General features: G+C 70.1%; 14 protein-coding genes (1 of these 14 only partly in view). 11 read left to right on the top strand and 3 right to left on the bottom strand.

Features of this window, described 5'->3' with window-relative positions:
* The first annotated feature begins 714 nt into the window (after positions 1 to 714).
* Positions 715 to 1407 carry a helix-turn-helix transcriptional regulator gene (locus OG943_RS14070; protein ID WP_328610199.1) on the top strand — a complete coding sequence of 231 codons (693 nt, stop codon included), beginning with the start codon at positions 715 to 717 and terminating at the stop codon, positions 1405 to 1407.
* A 92-nt stretch (positions 1408 to 1499) separates the two neighbouring features.
* Here the strand turns inward: OG943_RS14070 and OG943_RS14065 are convergent, their stop codons facing one another.
* A complete protein-coding gene (locus OG943_RS14065; protein WP_328610198.1) occupies positions 1500 to 2261 on the bottom strand; it encodes a DeoR/GlpR family DNA-binding transcription regulator in 762 nt (253 codons plus the stop codon).
* 294 nt (positions 2262 to 2555) lie between these two features.
* Here OG943_RS14065 and pfkB point away from each other — a divergent pair, with 294 nt between their 5' ends.
* From pfkB to OG943_RS14035, 6 genes are all read left to right on the top strand, one after another.
* Positions 2556 to 3644, top strand: a complete 1089-nt coding sequence (pfkB, locus tag OG943_RS14060) for a 1-phosphofructokinase (protein ID WP_328610197.1) — start codon at positions 2556 to 2558, stop codon at positions 3642 to 3644.
* A gap of 19 nt (positions 3645 to 3663) precedes the next feature.
* Positions 3664 to 4767, top strand: coding sequence for a PTS mannitol transporter subunit IICB (locus OG943_RS14055; protein WP_328610196.1), 1104 nt, complete (start codon positions 3664 to 3666; stop codon positions 4765 to 4767).
* 37 nt (positions 4768 to 4804) lie between these two features.
* Entirely contained in the window at positions 4805 to 5113 is a 309-nt protein-coding gene (locus OG943_RS14050) for a PTS lactose transporter subunit IIB (RefSeq protein ID WP_328610195.1), read from the top strand.
* On the top strand, positions 5094 to 5558 hold the full coding sequence (locus OG943_RS14045) for a PTS sugar transporter subunit IIA (RefSeq protein ID WP_442874716.1): 465 nt from the start codon (positions 5094 to 5096) through the stop codon (positions 5556 to 5558). The genes OG943_RS14050 and OG943_RS14045 overlap by 20 nt, the downstream gene beginning before the upstream one ends.
* The gene (locus tag OG943_RS14040; RefSeq protein WP_328610193.1) at positions 5555 to 6610 is read left to right on the top strand and encodes a zinc-dependent dehydrogenase; all 1056 of its coding nucleotides are present in this window, start codon (positions 5555 to 5557) and stop codon (positions 6608 to 6610) included. Before OG943_RS14045 ends, OG943_RS14040 begins: the two co-directional genes overlap by 4 nt.
* A 298-nt stretch (positions 6611 to 6908) precedes the next feature.
* Positions 6909 to 9950: a non-ribosomal peptide synthetase gene (locus OG943_RS14035; protein ID WP_328610192.1), complete on the top strand. Its 3042-nt coding sequence runs from the start codon at positions 6909 to 6911 to the stop codon at positions 9948 to 9950.
* Between the two features lie 85 nt (positions 9951 to 10035).
* Here the strand turns inward: OG943_RS14035 and OG943_RS14030 are convergent, their stop codons facing one another.
* Both OG943_RS14030 and OG943_RS14025 read right to left on the bottom strand, forming a co-directional pair.
* On the bottom strand, positions 10036 to 10863 hold the full coding sequence (locus OG943_RS14030; RefSeq protein WP_328610191.1) for an ABC transporter permease: 828 nt from the start codon (positions 10861 to 10863) through the stop codon (positions 10036 to 10038).
* Between the two features lie 16 nt (positions 10864 to 10879).
* A complete protein-coding gene (locus tag OG943_RS14025; protein ID WP_328610190.1) occupies positions 10880 to 11857 on the bottom strand; it encodes an ATP-binding cassette domain-containing protein in 978 nt (325 codons plus the stop codon).
* A 251-nt stretch (positions 11858 to 12108) separates the two neighbouring features.
* On the opposite strand from OG943_RS14025, the gene OG943_RS14020 reads away from it, so the two are divergent.
* The 4 genes from OG943_RS14020 to OG943_RS14005 form a co-directional block, all read left to right on the top strand.
* On the top strand, positions 12109 to 12300 hold the full coding sequence (locus OG943_RS14020; RefSeq protein ID WP_328610189.1) for a DUF5988 family protein: 192 nt from the start codon (positions 12109 to 12111) through the stop codon (positions 12298 to 12300).
* Entirely contained in the window at positions 12297 to 13055 is a 759-nt protein-coding gene (locus tag OG943_RS14015; RefSeq protein WP_328610188.1) for a nitrilase-related carbon-nitrogen hydrolase, read from the top strand. The genes OG943_RS14020 and OG943_RS14015 overlap by 4 nt, the downstream gene beginning before the upstream one ends.
* Before the next feature lie 108 nt (positions 13056 to 13163).
* Positions 13164 to 14198 (top strand): GDP-mannose 4,6-dehydratase, encoded by a 1035-nt coding sequence (locus tag OG943_RS14010; protein ID WP_328610187.1) that lies wholly within the window; start codon positions 13164 to 13166, stop codon positions 14196 to 14198.
* A 106-nt stretch (positions 14199 to 14304) separates the two neighbouring features.
* Positions 14305 to 16369, top strand: partial view of a type I polyketide synthase gene (locus OG943_RS14005; protein ID WP_328610186.1) — the 5' end (the start) only. The gene runs 26138 nt beyond the window's last position; only the first 2065 of its 28203 coding nucleotides appear in the window; its start codon is at positions 14305 to 14307; its stop codon lies off the right edge, out of view.

Raw genomic sequence — 16369 nt, 5'->3', positions numbered from 1 at the left:
GGGCCGGGCAAACAAAGGCAAAACCATGCACAGGGCTTGCGAACCAACATGAAGCTCACTATCGTCGGCCGACAGGTGACGTACGAGAGTCAGTCGGGTGCTCAGTGCAGCCGAGGCCGGGAGGGGAGTGAACCGGACGGCCGGTGTCCCAGTTGGCACTGCCGTATTCGAGTGAAGCCCGCGTGATCGGAGAGATTTCGCGCGGTATCGACGGTTCGCCATTCTGCGTGCGGAGCCCGTGTTCACCTCCGGGCCGACTTCCTGATAAGTTCCTCATTTATCGGCGGATTCCACTCCGCTGTTGTCTTATTGTCTTGTCTGTCCTTTGGTGGCAAAGGTTAAATCCATCTTAAGTGCCCCGCGGAGTGCTGCGAGCGCAATTCGCCGCATCGCCCTCCGCGGTGGACGGCCTGCGCCTGCCCGCGCCGGCTGTCCGTGCGGTGAACACCGGGCTGTCCTCCTGTTAACTGGAGAAGGCCTGGTACAAAGCTTGGCAGGGCTGGCGTGGCGCGGGTCTTCGGGGGTACCGAACCGCACCGAACCCCACCCCCCGGGCCCGAACCATGAGGGCTTATGACCACAGTCTTTGGTTCTGCGCTTGGTCTAATGTTGACTCTCTTTGATGTCGGCGCTCATAGTGTGGAAGAACAACATCGGGCGAGTTCATCCGGCCCGACAGATCTTCAGTTCAGTGCAGAGAGGAATGGTCGTCGAATGAGTATCGACACTGCCACCAGCCTGGCACATCGAACGAGCAGTGCTGATTCGGGGCGTCGGCCTGGCGGTTTCACCGATGTCTTTCGTTCGTTCTTCGACCGGTCGGGGATATGCCTGGCGAGCCTGGACCCGCGGGCGCGGGTGCTGGAGGCCAACGCGGACTTCTTCCGCCAGTTCGGCCGGTCGTCCGCCGAGGTGTGCGGCCACAGCTTCTACGACCTCCTGCATCCGAGTGTGCGGGAGCGGGTGGAGCAGCAGTTCGCGCGGTTGACCGAGGGCGGGCGCGCACGATTCGCCGAGCGGATGGTCGCGGTGCGGCCGGGCGAGCCGGCGTTCAGCGGCGAGCTGACCGGGATCGCCGTGCATCGCCACGGCGGTCAGGTCGACAGCATCATGGTGCTCGTGCGCCCGGAGAAGTCCGAGCACGACCCGCAACTGCTGAGCGGTCGTAAGAAACTGCTGACCGAGATGGACGCCCGCATCCTGGAAGGCGTCGCCTCGGGGGTGTCGACGGTGCAGCTCGCGGCGACGCTGTACCTCAGCCGCGGCGGCGTGGAGTACCACGTCAGCACGCTGCTGCGGAAGCTGAAGGTGGCGAACCGGCCCGCCCTGGTGTCCAAGGCCTACTCGATGGGCGTTTTCGCGGTCGGGTCCTGGCCGCCGCGGGTCCTGACCGAATACGTCAAGTAGCGGGGGGCGGCCTCGTGGTCCCGAACTGTGCCAGCGCACCCACCGCTGTCGAGATATGGGGCTGGACAAGGGTTCGCGAGCTGGGCGGTGCCTCAGACGGTGATCACGCGGGGGCCCGCTTCGGCGATCTCGACCGCTATCGAACGGTCGACGCCGGCGTCGGTGATGAAGGTGTCGATGTCCTTCAAGCCGGCGAACCGGGTGAAGTAGTCGTTGCCGACCTTCGTGTGGTCGGCGAGCAGGACGCAGCGCCGGCTGCTCGCGATCGCGGCCCGCTTGACCATCGCCTCCGCCGCGTCGGGCGTGGTGAGGCCGTGCTCCGGCGAAACCCCGTTGGTCGCCATGAAAGCCACGTCGATGAAGGTTTCGCTCAGTGCGCGCAGCGCCCACCCGTCGACCGTCGCCAGCGTCCGGCTGCGCAGGCGCCCGCCCACCAGCATCACGGTGAGGTTCCGGCGCGCGGTGAGCATGAGGGCGATGGCGACCGAATGGGTCACGACGGTGAGCTCGCGGTCGCCCGGCAGCTCGCCGGCGAGCCGCGCGGTGGTGGTGCCGGCGTCGAGCATGATGGTGCCCTCGGCCGGAAGCTCCGCCAGCGCGGCCTTCGCGATCAGCGCCTTCTCTTGGGGCATCAGGGTTTCGCGGGTCGAGACGGCCGGCTCGAAGCCGCGCCGCTCCACCGGGATCGCGCCACCGTGCACGCGTCGCAGCACTCCGTGGCGTTCCAGCATGATCAGGTCCCGGCGGATCGTCTCACCGGTCACGGCGAAGTCTTCGGCGAGCGCCGCGACGTCGACCCGGCCCCGGGTGCGAGCCCGGTCCAGGATCACCTGCTGCCGTTCCTCGGCATACACGAGTCGGCTCCTTCCGCGCGGAGCGGCCTTGGATGTGAGGTTATGTGGTGTTCCCGGGGTAGGCAACAAAGTGCCTCTGCCAGGACTTCAGATTCCTCTTGTTCTTCAAGGACATCCGTAGATGTTGTGTGCGGAAGCAAACCGCGAAGGTTGTTGCAACACAACATGAACACAGGCAAAATCACCCAAAGCCAATATGGCTCAGTGTCGAGCCGCCTGCCGGGCGTCCGATCCGGAGCCCACGACGCGGAGCGCCGGACCACACGGCGCCCGCTCAGGCAAAAGGTGGTGGATGTGTTCGTAACCGTGACGGCGAACCCGAGCGTCGACCGGACCGTCGAGGTCCCCGAGCTGGTCCGGGGCCGCCTCCATCGGGTGTCCGCGGTGTACCTGCACCCCGGCGGCAAGGGCATCAATGTGGCAAGAGCGCTGGTGCGCAACGGATTCGAGGCGCGCGCCGTGGTGCCGGCCGGCGGAGCCGAAGGCGAGCGCCTCCTCACGCTGCTCGGCGAGTACCGCATCGACGTGGTCCGGGTGCCGGCGCTGGGCCCGGTCCGCAGCAACATCAGCGTCATCGAACCGGACGCGACCGTGACCAAGCTCAACGAGGCCGGCGCGCGGCTCAGCGCGGGAGAAGCCCAGGCGTTCTGCGATGCCGTGCTGGACAACGTTTCCGACGCCTCGTGGGTGGTGGTCGCGGGCAGTCTTCCCCCGGGCGTGGCCGACGACTTCTACGCGCGCTTGATCGGCCTGCTCGGCCCGAGCGGCGCGAAGGTCGTCGTCGACACCAGCGGGCCCGCGTTGCGGGCCGCGGTGGAAGCCGGCCCCACCCTGGTCAAACCGAACCTCGAGGAGCTCGAGGAAGCGGTCGGCCGGCCATTGTGGACACTGCGCGACGTGGTCGGCGCCGCCCGGGAGCTCCGGATGCTCGGTGCCGGCGCCGTGCTGGCCAGCCTCGGCGGCAAGGGCGCGGTACTCGTCGAAGCCGGCGGGGTCTGGCACGCCGAAGCCCCGGCCGACGCGCGCAGCACGGTCGGCGCCGGGGACGCGATGCTCGCCGGGTTCCTTTCCGCCGGTGGGGAAGGCGTGAGCGCGCTCCGGGCCGGGGTCGCCTGGGGAGCCGCGGCCGTTTCGCTGCCCGGCAGCCTGATGCCCGGCCCGGACGACGTGCGGTCCCATCCGGCCCACGTGCACGAGCGACCGGGCTGGGAGCACGCGATCCGCGAGAGACCTCGCTCAGCGGCGGCCGCTCCGCCGACGAAGACCTTCAGAGCGCCTTCACGGTTCACCCGGGGCGCGTCAGCTGGCCACCAGCCGGCCGCGTCCGGTCTCACGCCGCCGCCTCGCCCGCGGGACGGCACTGACGCAGATCACCCGAACTGAACGCTGGGAAGTGTCAATGATGACGAAGACGGATGTCGCACCGACGAAGTCGAACCAGACGCGAGTGGCGGTGCAGCGGTTCGGCGGCAAGCTCGCCGGGATGGTCATGCCCAACATCGGCGCGTTCATCGCGTGGGGCCTGATCACCGCCCTGTTCATCCCGTCCGGGTGGACGCCGAACGCGCACATCGCGCAGCTCGTCGACCCGACGATCAACTACCTGCTGCCGGTGCTGATCGGGTACACCGGCGGACGGCTCGTCCACGGTCAGCGCGGTGCCGTGGTCGGTGCCGTCGCGACGATCGGGATCGCGGTGGGCGCGTCGATCCCGATGTTCCTCGGGGCGATGATCGTCGGCCCGCTGGCCGGCTATCTGCTCAAGCTGTTCGACCAGAACATCGGCCACCGCACCGCCCCGGCCTTCAAGATGCTGGTGGACAACTTCAGCGCCGGCATCATCGGCGGGCTGATGGCCGTCCTCGGCCTGCTGGGCATCGGCCCGGTCGTGCAGTCGATCACCACGGGCCTCGGCCACGGGGTGCAGGCCCTGATCAACGCGCACCTGCTGCCCCTGGTGTCGGTCATCGTCGAGCCCGCGAAGATCCTCTTCCTCAACAACGCGGTCAACCACGGCATCCTGGGCCCGCTGGGGATCTCGCAGGCCGCGCACGCCGGCAAGGCCGTCGAGTTCCTGATCGAGCCGAACCCCGGCCCCGGCGTGGGCATCCTGCTGGCGATCACGCTGTTCGGCGGCACCAGGGCCGCCCGCGCCACCGCGCCCGCCGCCGCCGTCATCCAGTTCTTCGGCGGGATCCACGAGATCTACTTCCCGTACGTGCTGGCCCAGCCGCGGCTCGTGCTCGCGGCGATCGCCGGCGGCGCCTCCGGTGTCCTGGTCTTCAGCGTCACCGGTGCCGGCCTGGCCGCCACGCCGTCGCCGGGCAGCATCATCGCCATCCTGGCGCTGACCCCGAGCGGCAACTACGCCGGTGTGATCCTCGGGGTGGTGATCGCCGCGGTGGTGTCCTTCGCCGTCGCATCGGCGCTGCTGAAGTTCGGCCAGGGCAAGGAGAAGTCCGAGAAGGAGACGCAGGTGGCCGGCGGCGGGCCAGTGCCCGCGTGAGCGTGAAGGACCGTCCGAACCCACGAGGAGTGAGCCGATGAACACGATTCAAGGATCCGACATCAAGAAGGTCATCATCGCCTGCGACGCCGGGATGGGCAGCAGTGTGATGGTCGCGGCCCAGCTCGCGAAGCGGCTCAAGCCGTACCGGGTCAAGGTCGAGCACACACCGGTCAACGAGATCCCCGGCGACGCCGCGCTGGTGCTGTGCCAGGACTTCCTGGTCGCCAGCGCGCGCAAGGGCGCCGCGGACGCGGTGATCCTGGGCTTCCAGAGCTTCCTCGGCGACCCGGTGTTCGACCAGGTCGAGGCGGCCATCCGGGACGGTGGGTCCCTTGCCGGCTGAGACCTCGCTGCTGGACGCCGCCGGCGTCCGGCTCGGGCAGACGGCGGCGAGCCGGTCCGACGCCGTCGTCCAGGTCGGCCGGGCGCTGCTCGACATCGGCGCCGTGGAGGCGGGCTACCTGCCCGCCATGCACGTGCGCGAGCGGTCGGTCTCGACGTTCATCGGCGAGGGCGTCGCGATCCCGCACGGCACCGGCGAAGCCCGGAAGTACGTCCGGCGTACCTCGCTGGTCGTGCTGCAATTCCCCGAAGGCGTGGACTGGGGCGGTCACGACGTGCGGATGTGCGTCGGGATCGCCGCGTCCGGCAACGAGCAGGTGGGCATCCTCTCGTCGCTCGCCCGGGTCCTGCTGGACGCCGGACGCGCCGCCCAGCTCCGCGAAGCGAAGGACACCGAGACGGTGATCCGCATTCTCCAGTCGACGGGTGAGGAGTCAGATCAGTGAAGGTTGCGCGCTTTTACGCACCGGGGGACATCCGCATCGAAGAGGCGCCGGAGCCCTCACCGAAGGCCGGCGAGCTGAAGATCCGGGTGCACAACACCTCGACCTGCGGGACCGACCTGAAGATCTTCCGCCACGGCCACCACCACATCGACCCGCCGCGCGTGATCGGCCACGAGATCGCCGGCGAGGTCGTCGAGGCCGGCGAAGGCGTCACCGGCTGGGAGGAAGGCGCCCGCGTCCAGGTCATCGCCGCGATCCCCTGCGGCGCCTGCGCCGAATGCCGGCGCGGCCGGATGACCGTGTGCCCCCACCAGCTCTCCATGGGCTACCACTTCGACGGCGGCTTCGCCGAGTACATGATCATCCCGCGGAACGTCCTGGAGGTCGACGGGGTCAACCGGATCCCTGGGACCCTGAGCTACGCCGAGGCCTCCGTCGCGGAGCCGTTCGCCTGTGTCCTCAATGGACAGACATTGGCGGGCGTCGGTGACGGCGACGTCGTGGTCGTGATCGGCGCCGGCCCGATCGGCTGCCTGCACGCCCGGCTGGCCCGCGCCCGTGGTGCCGACACGGTCTACCTCGTCGAGCTCACCAAGTCCCGGCTCGAAATGGCGGCCGACCTGGTCAAGCCCGACGCGGCCATCTGCGGCTCCGAGCTCGACCCGGTCGAAGAGGTGCTGCGGCTGACCGAAGGCCGCGGAGCCGATGTCGTCATCACGGCTGCGGCCTCGGGCCAGGCGCAGGAAGACGGCCTCAAGATGGCCGCGCGCGGCGGGCGCATCAGCTTCTTCGGCGGCCTGCCGAAGGACAACCCGATCATCGCGTGCGATTCGAACCTGGTGCACTACCGGGAGCTGACCATCGTCGGTGCCAACGGCTCCAGCCCGGACCACAACAAGCAGGCCCTCGAGCTCATCGCCACCGGCGCGGTCCCGGTCGACGACCTGATCACCCATCGACTGCCCCTGGACGGCGTCCTCGACGCGATCCAGATCGTCAGCAGCGGTGAGGCCATCAAGGTGACCATCGAGCCCGGCCGCGTCTCCGGCTAGGCCCCAGAGCCGACCCGTCCCCCAGCGGGTCGCCCGAAAAGGCGGGCCCCGGGCCATCGGAAGATGGTTCGGGGCCCGCCTTGTCTTGCGTGGCACCGTCTTGCGTGGCACCGGGCCGGCTGCAGTGTGCGCGGCCGAAGCTCTGGGGAAACGGCCAGTATCGGCGGCCCGGTGCGACGACTTTGGTGAGAAGCACAGTAGGTCCGGGCACATAGTTGCCGGGCGCGCGCGAGCGTCGCGTCGATCGGCGCCGTCCGGCCGCGGACTGCACCTCAGAGACCGAGGAGTTGACAGTCGGATGAATGACAACAGGGAAAGACCCGAACGCCGGCAGGCCCCGTTCAGCCGCCCGGTGGTGCCGTTCGAGCGGTGGTACCTGGCGTTCCCGAAGCCGATCGCGCCGGTGATGACGTTCTGCGTCGAAGGCATCGGCGGTATCGACGTCGCGGAGCTGCGGGCCGCGGTGGCGGTGGCTTCGGCGGCCTGCCCGGGTTCCCGGCTTCGGCGCGACCGCACGAGGTGGGTGGACAGCGGGGTCACCCCGCCCGTCGAACTGGTGCGTGGCCGCGCCCTCGTCCCGTCCGCGCTGCACGAGGTACCCGATCTGCGGACCGCGCTGCCGCACCCGTCGGGCGCGAACTGCGACGTACTGCTGTTCGACGGTGAACCGTCCACAGTGGTCTTCCGGGCCGCCCACATCGTGATGGACGCCCGCGGGCTGCTGCTCTGGGTGGCCGACGTCTTCCGGGCGTTGCGGGGTGAAGAACCGGTCGGCGCACGCTCCGAGGTCACCATCGGCGACCTCGACGACCCGCTCCGCACCGAGGCCGAGGCCGCGGAACAGGAGTTCACCACGCCGTCGTTGCTCGGCATGCCCGGCAAACCGCGCGCCCGCGACCTGCTCTGGCGCCGCCGGACGGTCGACGGCACCGCCGCCGCGCTGGCCGCCCGGGTGGCGACCCGGATCGCCGGGAACTCGGGGATGCCGGCCGCGACGGTCAGCTTCCCGGTCGACCTGCGCCCGTTCCACCCCGAGGTCCTGACCGAACGGTCGACCTCGAACCTGTCGCTGACCGTCGCCCTCGACATTCCCGCCGGGCAGCACTGGGAAGAGACCTACCGGCAGCTGCTCACCGTGCTGTCCGAGCGCCGGGGCGCGGTGCCCGCTCCCGGCGCGGAGGTCCTGCGTGCTCCGCTGCCGCTGCTGAACCTGGTGATCCGGACCGCCGACCGCCGGGCGCGGCGCCGGGACCGGCTGACCGGGCTGGCCAACGTGAACAACCTCGGGCGGCTCGATCCCGCGGCCTTCACCACGGACGCCTTCGAAGCCTCGGGGGCGTACCTGCTGGAGAGCCGGGAGCCGGCCAGCCCGCAGAGCATCGTCCTGTGCGAAATGGACGGACGCACCGAGCTGACCCTGGCGTGGTGGGACGGGCCCGGGATCGGCGAGCGCGCCGACGCCCTGCTCGACGACCTCTGCGAAACGCTGTCACCCGCCGAAAACCGTGCGTACAGCGAGATCCACCCGGTGCCGCCGGCGAAGCCCGGCGAACTGGCCGCGGACCAGGGGGTGGTCGACCGGTTCCGCGCGCAGGTCGAGGCGACGCCCGGCGCGATCGCCGTCAGTGGCCCGGAAGGTGAGTTCACCTACGCCGAGCTGGCGCGCCGGGCCCGGGTGGTCGCCGGTGCGCTGCGGGCCCGCGGGATCGGGCGTGACACCGTGGTCGGGCTGCTGGCCGACCGCACGATCGCCGCGGTCGCCGGGGCCTGGGGCGTGCTGCTGGCCGGCGCGGCTTACCTGCCGATGGACACGAAACACCCCGACGGCCGGATCCGCACCCTGCTCGACGACGCCCGGTCGCCGGTCTGCCTGGTCGGGAAGCCGCAGGACGGCCGGGACCTCCTGCCGGCCGGCTGCGCGAAGATCGTGCTGGACGACCTGCCTTTCTCCGCGGAGTTCTCGGAGCCGGACGAGGTCCACCCCTCGCCTGAACCCGGCGACCTCGCTTACGTCGTCTACACCTCGGGGTCGACGGGCAAGCCCAAGGGCGTCGAGATCGAGCACCGCAGCCTGAGCAACTACGCGAGCTGGGCGGTGCGGGAGCACGGGATCGACTCCTCGACGCGCCTGCCGCTGCTCTGCTCGCTCTCGTTCGACGTCGCCGAGATCTCGCTGATCCTGCCGTTCCTGGTCGGCGGCACGCTGTTGCTGATGAAGGACGAGCTCAGCCACGTCGCGATCCAGGAGGTACTGGACAACGGCGCCACCATGCTTTCGCTGACCCCGTCCCATCTGGACCTGATCACCCGGCTCGACCTCGAACCGCGCGACGTGCGGACCCTGATCGTCATCGGCGAGCAGTTCCCCCGCTCGGTGGCCGTCCGCGCCCAGGAGCTGTTCGGCCCGCGGTGCCGGATCATCAACCTCTACGGTCCGGCCGAAGCGACGATCGGCGTCAGCCACCACTTCTTCGACCTCGCGCGCGACACCGGCGCCGCCGTGCCGATCGGCGAACCACTGGACGGCGTCACCTTCCACCTGCTCTCACCGGACCGGCAGTTCGTCGAGCCGGGTGAGACCGGCGAGCTGTACATCGGCGGCGTCCAGCTCGCCCGGGGTTACCGCGGGCGGCCCGACCTCACACGCCGGCGGTTCGTGCGGCTGGCCGACGGCCGCCGCGTCTACCGCACCGGTGACCTCGCGCGGCGCTTGGAATCCGGGGCGGTCGAGTTCTGCGGGCGGATCGACGACCAGCTCAAGCTGCACGGCCACCGGATCGAACCGGCGGAGATCGCGCAGACGCTCGAGACGCACCCGGCCGTCGCGAGCGCGGTCGTGGTGGCCCGGTCCCGGCCGGGTGGCAAGGACAAGGCGTTGTGCGGTTACCTGCTGACGGTCGAGGACGTCGAGCTGCCGGACCTGTTGGAGTACCTGGAAAAGCGGCTGCCGCACTACATGGTGCCGGCGGTGCTGCTGGAGGTGGACGAGATCCCGCGGTCGGTCAACGGCAAGGTCTCGGTCGCCGCGCTGCCGGATCCCTTTGCCACCGGGGAAACCCCGGCGGCGGCGAGCCGGGGCCCGCTCGACGACGTGGAGGGCGCGGTCGCCAAGATCTGGTCGCAGGTCCTCGGGGTCGGCACGGAGACGATCGAGGGCGCGAGCGACTTCCACCGGATGGGCGGGGACTCGGTTTCGCTGATCACGATGGTGGCGATGGTGGCCCGGCAGGTCGTCGGGCCGGCCGGGGAGCGTGACTTCACCGTGCGGATGCCGGAGATCATCCGCGACGCCACCGTCCGGCACGTCGCCGAGCTGGCCGGACACGCCAAGCGGAGCTGACCCGGGCACGGAATCGGGCTGAACCGGATCACCGGTTCAGCCCGATTTCTTGCTGTGGCAGGGGATCTGAGACCACCGCGGCGGGTTACAGCGGGCGCCGGAAGCCGACGATGGCGAGGATGATCCCGCCGACGGTGATCACGCCGCAGATCAGGATCGCGGGCAGCAGGGCCGTGGTGTCGCCGATGCCCAGCGCGATGGTGCGGGTGGCGTCCACCGCGTAGGTCAGCGGGTTGATCTTGGCGAGGATCTGGAGCCACGTCGGGAGGTCGGCGACCGGGACGTAGGCGCTCGAAGCGAACATGAGCGGGAAGAGCGCGATGAAGCTGATGTTCTGCATCGGCTCGGCGCGGCGCAACCAGGTTCCGAACGCCAGGAAGACCCAGCCGAACGCCCAGCCGACCATCAGTGCGACGAGCACCGAGCCCACCATGCCGGTGAGACCGCCGTCGGGGGAATAGCCGAGCACCGTCAGCGAGATCAGCAGGATGACGACCACCTGGACCGCGCCGCGGGCCAGGTCCGAAAGGCTGCGGGCGAACAGCATCGAGGCCGGTCGGATCGGCAGGGACCGCAGCCGCAGCACGATGCCGTTCTTGAGGTCCTCCACGAGCCCGACCCCGCTCTGCAACGAGGACTGCACCGCGTTGTCCACCAGGATCGCCGGGACCAGGTAGTCGATGTAGGTGATCCCGTGCGGGAAGTGGGGCGCGGAACCGAGGTTGGCGAACACCGGGGTGAGCAGGAACAGCATGACGACCGGTTGCAGGAGTCCGAAGAGGACGATCTGGGGGTCGCGGACGACCGCGGCCAGCGAGCGCTGGGTGAGGATGAAGATCTGGGACCACAGTGAGCTGCCGGGCCACCGGGCCGCGGTGGTGGTCCCCTGGGCGCGGGCGAGGGTCGAAGTCATGGGCTGCTCCACGGTCTCAGGCCGGCTGGCGGACGGGTTTGGTGGCCAGCGCCAGGTAAACGTCGTCCAGGGTCGGTTCCTTGAAGGCGAGTTCGGCGGCTTCCAGCCCTTCGTCGTCGAGAGCCCGGATCACGGCCGCGAGGTCCTTCGAGGCCCGGACCGGCGCGGTGACGCTGAGCTCGCCCGGCCCGATGGTGGGTGCCATCCCCGCCCGCCGCAGTGCCGCACAGGCGATGTGCGGGTCGCTGCCGGGTTCGAGGGTGACGGTGACCGACCGCTCGCCGACCTGGGCCTTGAGCTCGGCGGCGGGGCCGGAGGCGACCACCGATCCGCCGGAGAGCACCGCGATCGTGTCGGCGAGCCGGTCGGCTTCGTCGAGGTACTGGGTCGTGAGCAGGACCGTGGTGCCTTCACCGACGAGGGTCTCGACGATCTCCCAGAGGTTGATCCGGCTCGACGGGTCGAGACCGGTGGTGGGCTCGTCGAGGAAGATCACGTCGGGGCTGCCGACGAGGCACACCGCGAGGTCGAGGCGCCGCCGCATCCCCCCGGAGTACGTCTTGGCCGGCCGCCGGGCGGCCCCGGTCAGGTCGAAGACCTCGAGCAGGGCGTCGGCGCGCTGTTTGGCGGCCTTGCGGCCGGCGCCGAGCAGCCGGGCGATCAGGACGAGGTTGTCGCGCCCGCTCAGCAGCTCGTCCACCGAGGCGTACTGGCCGGTGAGGCCGATGACCTCACGCATCCGGCGCGGCTGCCGGACCACGTCGAACCCGGCGACGCGGGCGGTTCCCGAACTCGGCGGCGTCATCGCGGTGAGGATGTTGACGAGCGTGGTCTTGCCGGCGCCGTTGTGCCCCAGCAGGCCGAGGACCGTGCCCCGGGGCACGGAGAGCGTCACCGAATCCAGCGCGCACACCGGCCCGAACGACTTGGAGACGCCGATCGCTTCGATCATCGGCTGCCGGCTGGTGGTCCGGTCGGGCAGGAGCGCGGTCATGAATGGTCTCCCCGCGGCGGGTTCGGTGGGTGGGCGGCACGGGGCGAGCATGCGAGAAACGGTGTCACGGGGCCAGCCCGCGTAACAGCGAAATTCCCGGGTTACCCGTAGATGCGCGCTGCGATTCGCTGAGCGCGGTCCGGTCGAGACTAAGGGAATCCGTAGTCGGGCCTACCTACTGTGAAGTGCGTCATATTCCCGGTCTCCTCGGGTGAATCGGAAGGAAGTCCGCCATGTCCAGACTCAGGGTCGTGCTCGCCGGTGGTCCGGAGGACTTGGGCGAAACCGCTCGCGTCCGGGAGGTCGGTGACCTGGCCGAGACGGTGAAAGTGTCGTTCGCCTCCGGATACGAGCATTTCGCGCACAGCGGTGAAACCGCCGAGATCGACGGTTATCGATTTCCCGTGTTCCAATGGTGCGGGCAGACGCGGATAGCCGAATGAGCGCGGTGCGGGTGAGCTGCCACCGGCTCGCCCCGGCCGCCGGAGATCTCCGTGGCAATTGCGAGCGGGTGGCCGACACGCTGTCCTCGGCCGCCGACGCGGGCGCGGACGTGATCGTCCTGCCGGAGCTGGCCACCTCGGGTCACGTCTTCGAGTCCGGCCGGGAGGCGGCCTCGGCGGCGCTCACCGCGGGCGAGGTCTTCGCCCTGGGTTCCGTGGCGCTGTGGGGCTCGGCCGCGGTGGCCGTGGTCGGCTTCTGCGAGCGTGGCGAGCACGGCCGGCTGTACAACAGCGCGGCGGTCATGGACGCCGACGGCGGCTTCGCGGTGTACCGCAAGGCTCACCTGTCGAATGCCGAGAAGCGGTTCTTCACCGCGGGATCGGAGCCGCCGCCGGTGGTGCCGACCGCGGCGGGAAGACTGGGCGTGCTCGTCGGCCACGACCTCGAATTCCCTCAGCTGACCGGGCTGGTGGCGCTGGCCGGCGCGGACTTACTCGCGGTGCCGGGCGACTGGCCGCTTCCCGGCGCGCCCTCTGCGGGAACGATGATCGCGAGGGCCGCCGCCCGCACCAACCGGTTCTTCGTGGCCTGCTGCGACCGCGCCGGCACCCGGCCGTGGGCCGAGGGCACGGTGATCGTCGACCGCGACGGCCGGGTGGTGGCCGCGCCGGACGCCGACGGCACGGCCGTGGCCGCGGTGGAGTTCGGACTCGCGAAGTCTCGGAGATCTCTTAGCATCTCGGCAATTCGTTGACACCCTTCCGGCGGTCCTGCGACTGTCGTCGGGCGGTCCCGGATTTTCCACAATGGTGCGACGCCGCGTTCAGGACCATTCGTCAGTGGTGGAGAAAAGGAGTCTGGTATGTCCAGGCGCGCATTGATCACCGGTATCACCGGTCAGGACGGCTCATACATGGCCGAGCACCTGCTTTCGCAGGGCTATCAGGTCTGGGGCCTTATCCGGGGCCAGGCGAACCCGCGGAAATCCCGGGTCAGCAAACTCGCCTCGGAGCTCAACTTCGTCAACGGTGACCTGATGGACCAGGCCAGCCTGGTCTCGGCCGTCGACAAGATCCAGCCCGACGAGGTGTACAACCTGGGCGCCATCTCGTTCGTGCCGATGTCCTGGGAGCAGGCCGAGCTGGTCACCGAGGTCAACGGCATGGGCGTGCTGCGCATGCTCGAAGCGATCCGGATGGTGAGCGGGCTGTCGGTCGCCTCGCGGCCCAGCACCACCGGCCAGATCCGCTTCTACCAGGCGTCCTCCTCCGAGATGTTCGGCAAGGTGTTCGAGACGCCGCAGTGCGAGACGACCACTTTCCACCCGCGCAGCCCGTATGGGGTCGCGAAGGCGTACGGGCACTACATCACCCGCAACTACCGCGAGTCCTACGGCGTCTACGGCGTCTCCGGGATGTTGTTCAACCACGAGTCCCCGCGCCGCGGCGCCGAGTTCGTGACGCGGAAGATCTCCCTGGCGGTGGCCCAGATCAAGCTGGGGCTGCAGGAGAAGCTGTATCTCGGGAACCTCGACGCGATCCGCGACTGGGGTTTCGCCGGCGACTACGTCCGCGCGATGCACCTGATGCTCCAGCAGGACGAGCCGGGCGACTACGTGATCGGGACCGGCGTGATGAACTCGGTGCGCGACGCGGTGCGGATCGCGTTCGGCTGTGTGGACCTCGACTGGGAGGACTACGTGGTCGTCGATCCGTCGCTGGTGCGCCCCGCCGAGGTCGAGACGCTGTGCGCGGACTTCAGCCTCGCCCGCCGGGAACTGGGCTGGAAGCCTTCGATCGACTTCGCCGAGCTGATGCGCATGATGGTGGAGTCCGATCTGCGCCAGGCCTCGCGCGAACTGGAGTTCGGCGACCTTTCGCCGGCCGGGGTCTGGTAGCCGGCCCCGCACCGGATACGTGGCTTCTTTGCTGTGCCGGGACCGGCATGCGATGTGCGACGCGGGCACGGATTCGCCCGACTGCGGCTGAGATGGGTTGAGCTGTATGGACAACGAACAGAAGCTCCGGGACTACCTCAAGCGGGCGAGCGCCGACCTCCAGCGGTCGCGGCAGCGGGTGACCGAACTCGAGGAGGCCGCGACCGAGCCGATCGCCATCGTCGGCATGAGCTGCCGCTTCCCCGGGAACGTCTCGAGCCCCGAAGACCTGTGGCGTTTGGTCTCCGCCGGTGAAGACGGCATCTCGGGCTTCCCGGTCGACCGCGGCTGGGACCTCGAAGAACTCCGGGGCACCGGCGCGTCCCTCGCGCCCGCCGACGACGCCGGCGGCTTCCTGAGCGGTGCCACCGAATTCGACGCCGACTTCTTCGGCATCTCCCCGCGGGAAGCGCTGGCGATGGACCCCCAGCAGCGGGTGCTGCTCGAAACCGCCTGGGAGGCCTTCGAACGCGCCGGGATCGACCCCGCCGTCGTCCGCGGCACCCGGACCGGGGTGTTCGTCGGCGCCATGGCACAGGACTACCGCGTCGGGCCGGGGGAGGGCGTCGAAGGCTTCCAGCTGACCGGAAGCACCACCAGCGTCATGTCCGGCCGCCTGTCCTACACCTTCGGCATCGTCGGCCCCGCGGTCACGGTCGACACGGCGTGCTCCTCGTCCTTGGTCGCCATGCACCTCGCCGCCCAGTCGCTGCGCGCGGGGGAGTGCTCGCTGGCGCTGGCCGGCGGCGTCACCGTGATGTCCAGCCCCGCCACCTTCATCGAGATGAACCGCCAGGGCGGCCTCGCCGTCGACGGGCACTGCCGGTCCTTCTCCGACGACGCCGACGGCACCGGCTGGTCGGAGGGCGTCGGCGTCCTGGTGCTGGAAAAACTGTCCGACGCGCGCCGCAACGGGCACGAGGTGCTCGCGGTGGTCCGCGGTTCGGCGGTCAACCAGGACGGCGCGTCCAACGGCCTCACCGCCCCCAACGGCCCGTCGCAGCAGCGGGTGATCGAACAGGCCCTGGTCAACGCGCGGCTCTCGGCCCGCGAGGTCGACGTCGTCGAGGCCCACGGCACCGGCACGACGCTGGGCGACCCGGTGGAGGCGCAGGCGCTGCTGGCGACGTACGGCCGCGACCGCGACGGGGGCGCCCCGCTGCTGCTGGGCTCGGTCAAGTCGAACCTCAGCCACACCCAGGCCGCCGCCGGGGTGGCGGGGGTGATCAAGATGGTGCTGGCGATCCGCCACGGCGTGGTCCCGCGCACGCTGAACGCCGGCACTCCTTCGTCGCATGTGGACTGGACCGCCGGTGCCGTCGAGCTGCTGACCGAGCCCGTCGAGTGGCCGGAGACCGGGCGGCCGCGCCGCGCCGGCATCTCCTCGTTCGGGATCAGCGGCACCAACGCGCACACCCTGATCGAGCAGGCGCCGCCGGCCGAGCCGGCCCCGCAGGACGCTCGGCGGGCCGAACTCGGAGTGGTCCCGCTGCCCGTCTCGGGCAAGACCGCCGAGGCCCTCCGGGCACAGGCCCGCACGCTGCTGTCCTTTGTGGAGGAGAACCCTGGCGTCGGGCTGGGCGACCTCGCGTTCTCCCTGGCGACTTCGCGCGTCGGGTTCGAGCACCGCGCCGTCCTCGGCGCCGCTGATCGTGACACCGCGATCGCGGGGCTGACGGCGCTCGCCGGTGACGCGTCCGCGCCCGGCCTGACCCGGGGAACCGTCCAGGGCCGGCCGAAACTCGCGTTCCTGTTCACCGGCCAGGGCTCGCAGCGGCTCGGCATGGGCCGGGAACTGCACGCCCGGTTCCCCGCGTTCGCCGCCGCGCTGGACGCAGTGGCCGCCGCGCTCGACGTCCACCTCGAGCGTCCGCTGAAGGACGTCATGTGGGGCGAGCACGCCGAGACGCTGGAGCGCACCGAGTACGCGCAGCCGGCGTTGTTCGCCGTCGAGGTCGCCCTGTTCCGGTTGATGGAATCCTGGGGCGTCAAGGCGGACTTCCTGACCGGGCACTCGATCGGGGAACTCGCCGCCGCCCACGTCGCCGGGGTGTTCTCGCTCGAAGACGCCGCCTCGCTGGTCGCCGCCCGGGGCCGGCTGATGCAGGCGCTGCCCGCCACGGGCTCGATGG

It is taken from the genome of Amycolatopsis sp. NBC_00345 (genome assembly GCF_036116635.1).
Classification (GTDB): domain Bacteria; phylum Actinomycetota; class Actinomycetes; order Mycobacteriales; family Pseudonocardiaceae; genus Amycolatopsis.
The sequence above is the reverse complement of the archived record's forward strand: the minus strand, read 5'-3'. Positions and strand labels throughout refer to the sequence as shown.

Bases quoted from the DNA above. Each gene is read 5' to 3' on its own strand.
- OG943_RS14025 (WP_328610190.1), bottom strand. From the start codon at position 11,857: ATGACCGCGCTCCTGCCCGACCGGACCACCAGCCGGCAGCCGATGATC.
- OG943_RS14050 (WP_328610195.1), top strand. From the start codon at position 4,805: ATGAACACGATTCAAGGATCCGACATCAAGAAGGTCATCATCGCCTGC.
- OG943_RS14070 (WP_328610199.1), top strand. From the start codon at position 715: ATGAGTATCGACACTGCCACCAGCCTGGCACATCGAACGAGCAGTGCT.
- OG943_RS14015 (WP_328610188.1), top strand. From the start codon at position 12,297: ATGAGCGCGGTGCGGGTGAGCTGCCACCGGCTCGCCCCGGCCGCCGGA.
- OG943_RS14055 (WP_328610196.1), top strand. From the start codon at position 3,664: ATGACGAAGACGGATGTCGCACCGACGAAGTCGAACCAGACGCGAGTG.
- OG943_RS14030 (WP_328610191.1), bottom strand. From the start codon at position 10,863: ATGACTTCGACCCTCGCCCGCGCCCAGGGGACCACCACCGCGGCCCGG.
- OG943_RS14010 (WP_328610187.1), top strand. From the start codon at position 13,164: ATGTCCAGGCGCGCATTGATCACCGGTATCACCGGTCAGGACGGCTCA.
- OG943_RS14035 (WP_328610192.1), top strand. From the start codon at position 6,909: ATGAATGACAACAGGGAAAGACCCGAACGCCGGCAGGCCCCGTTCAGC.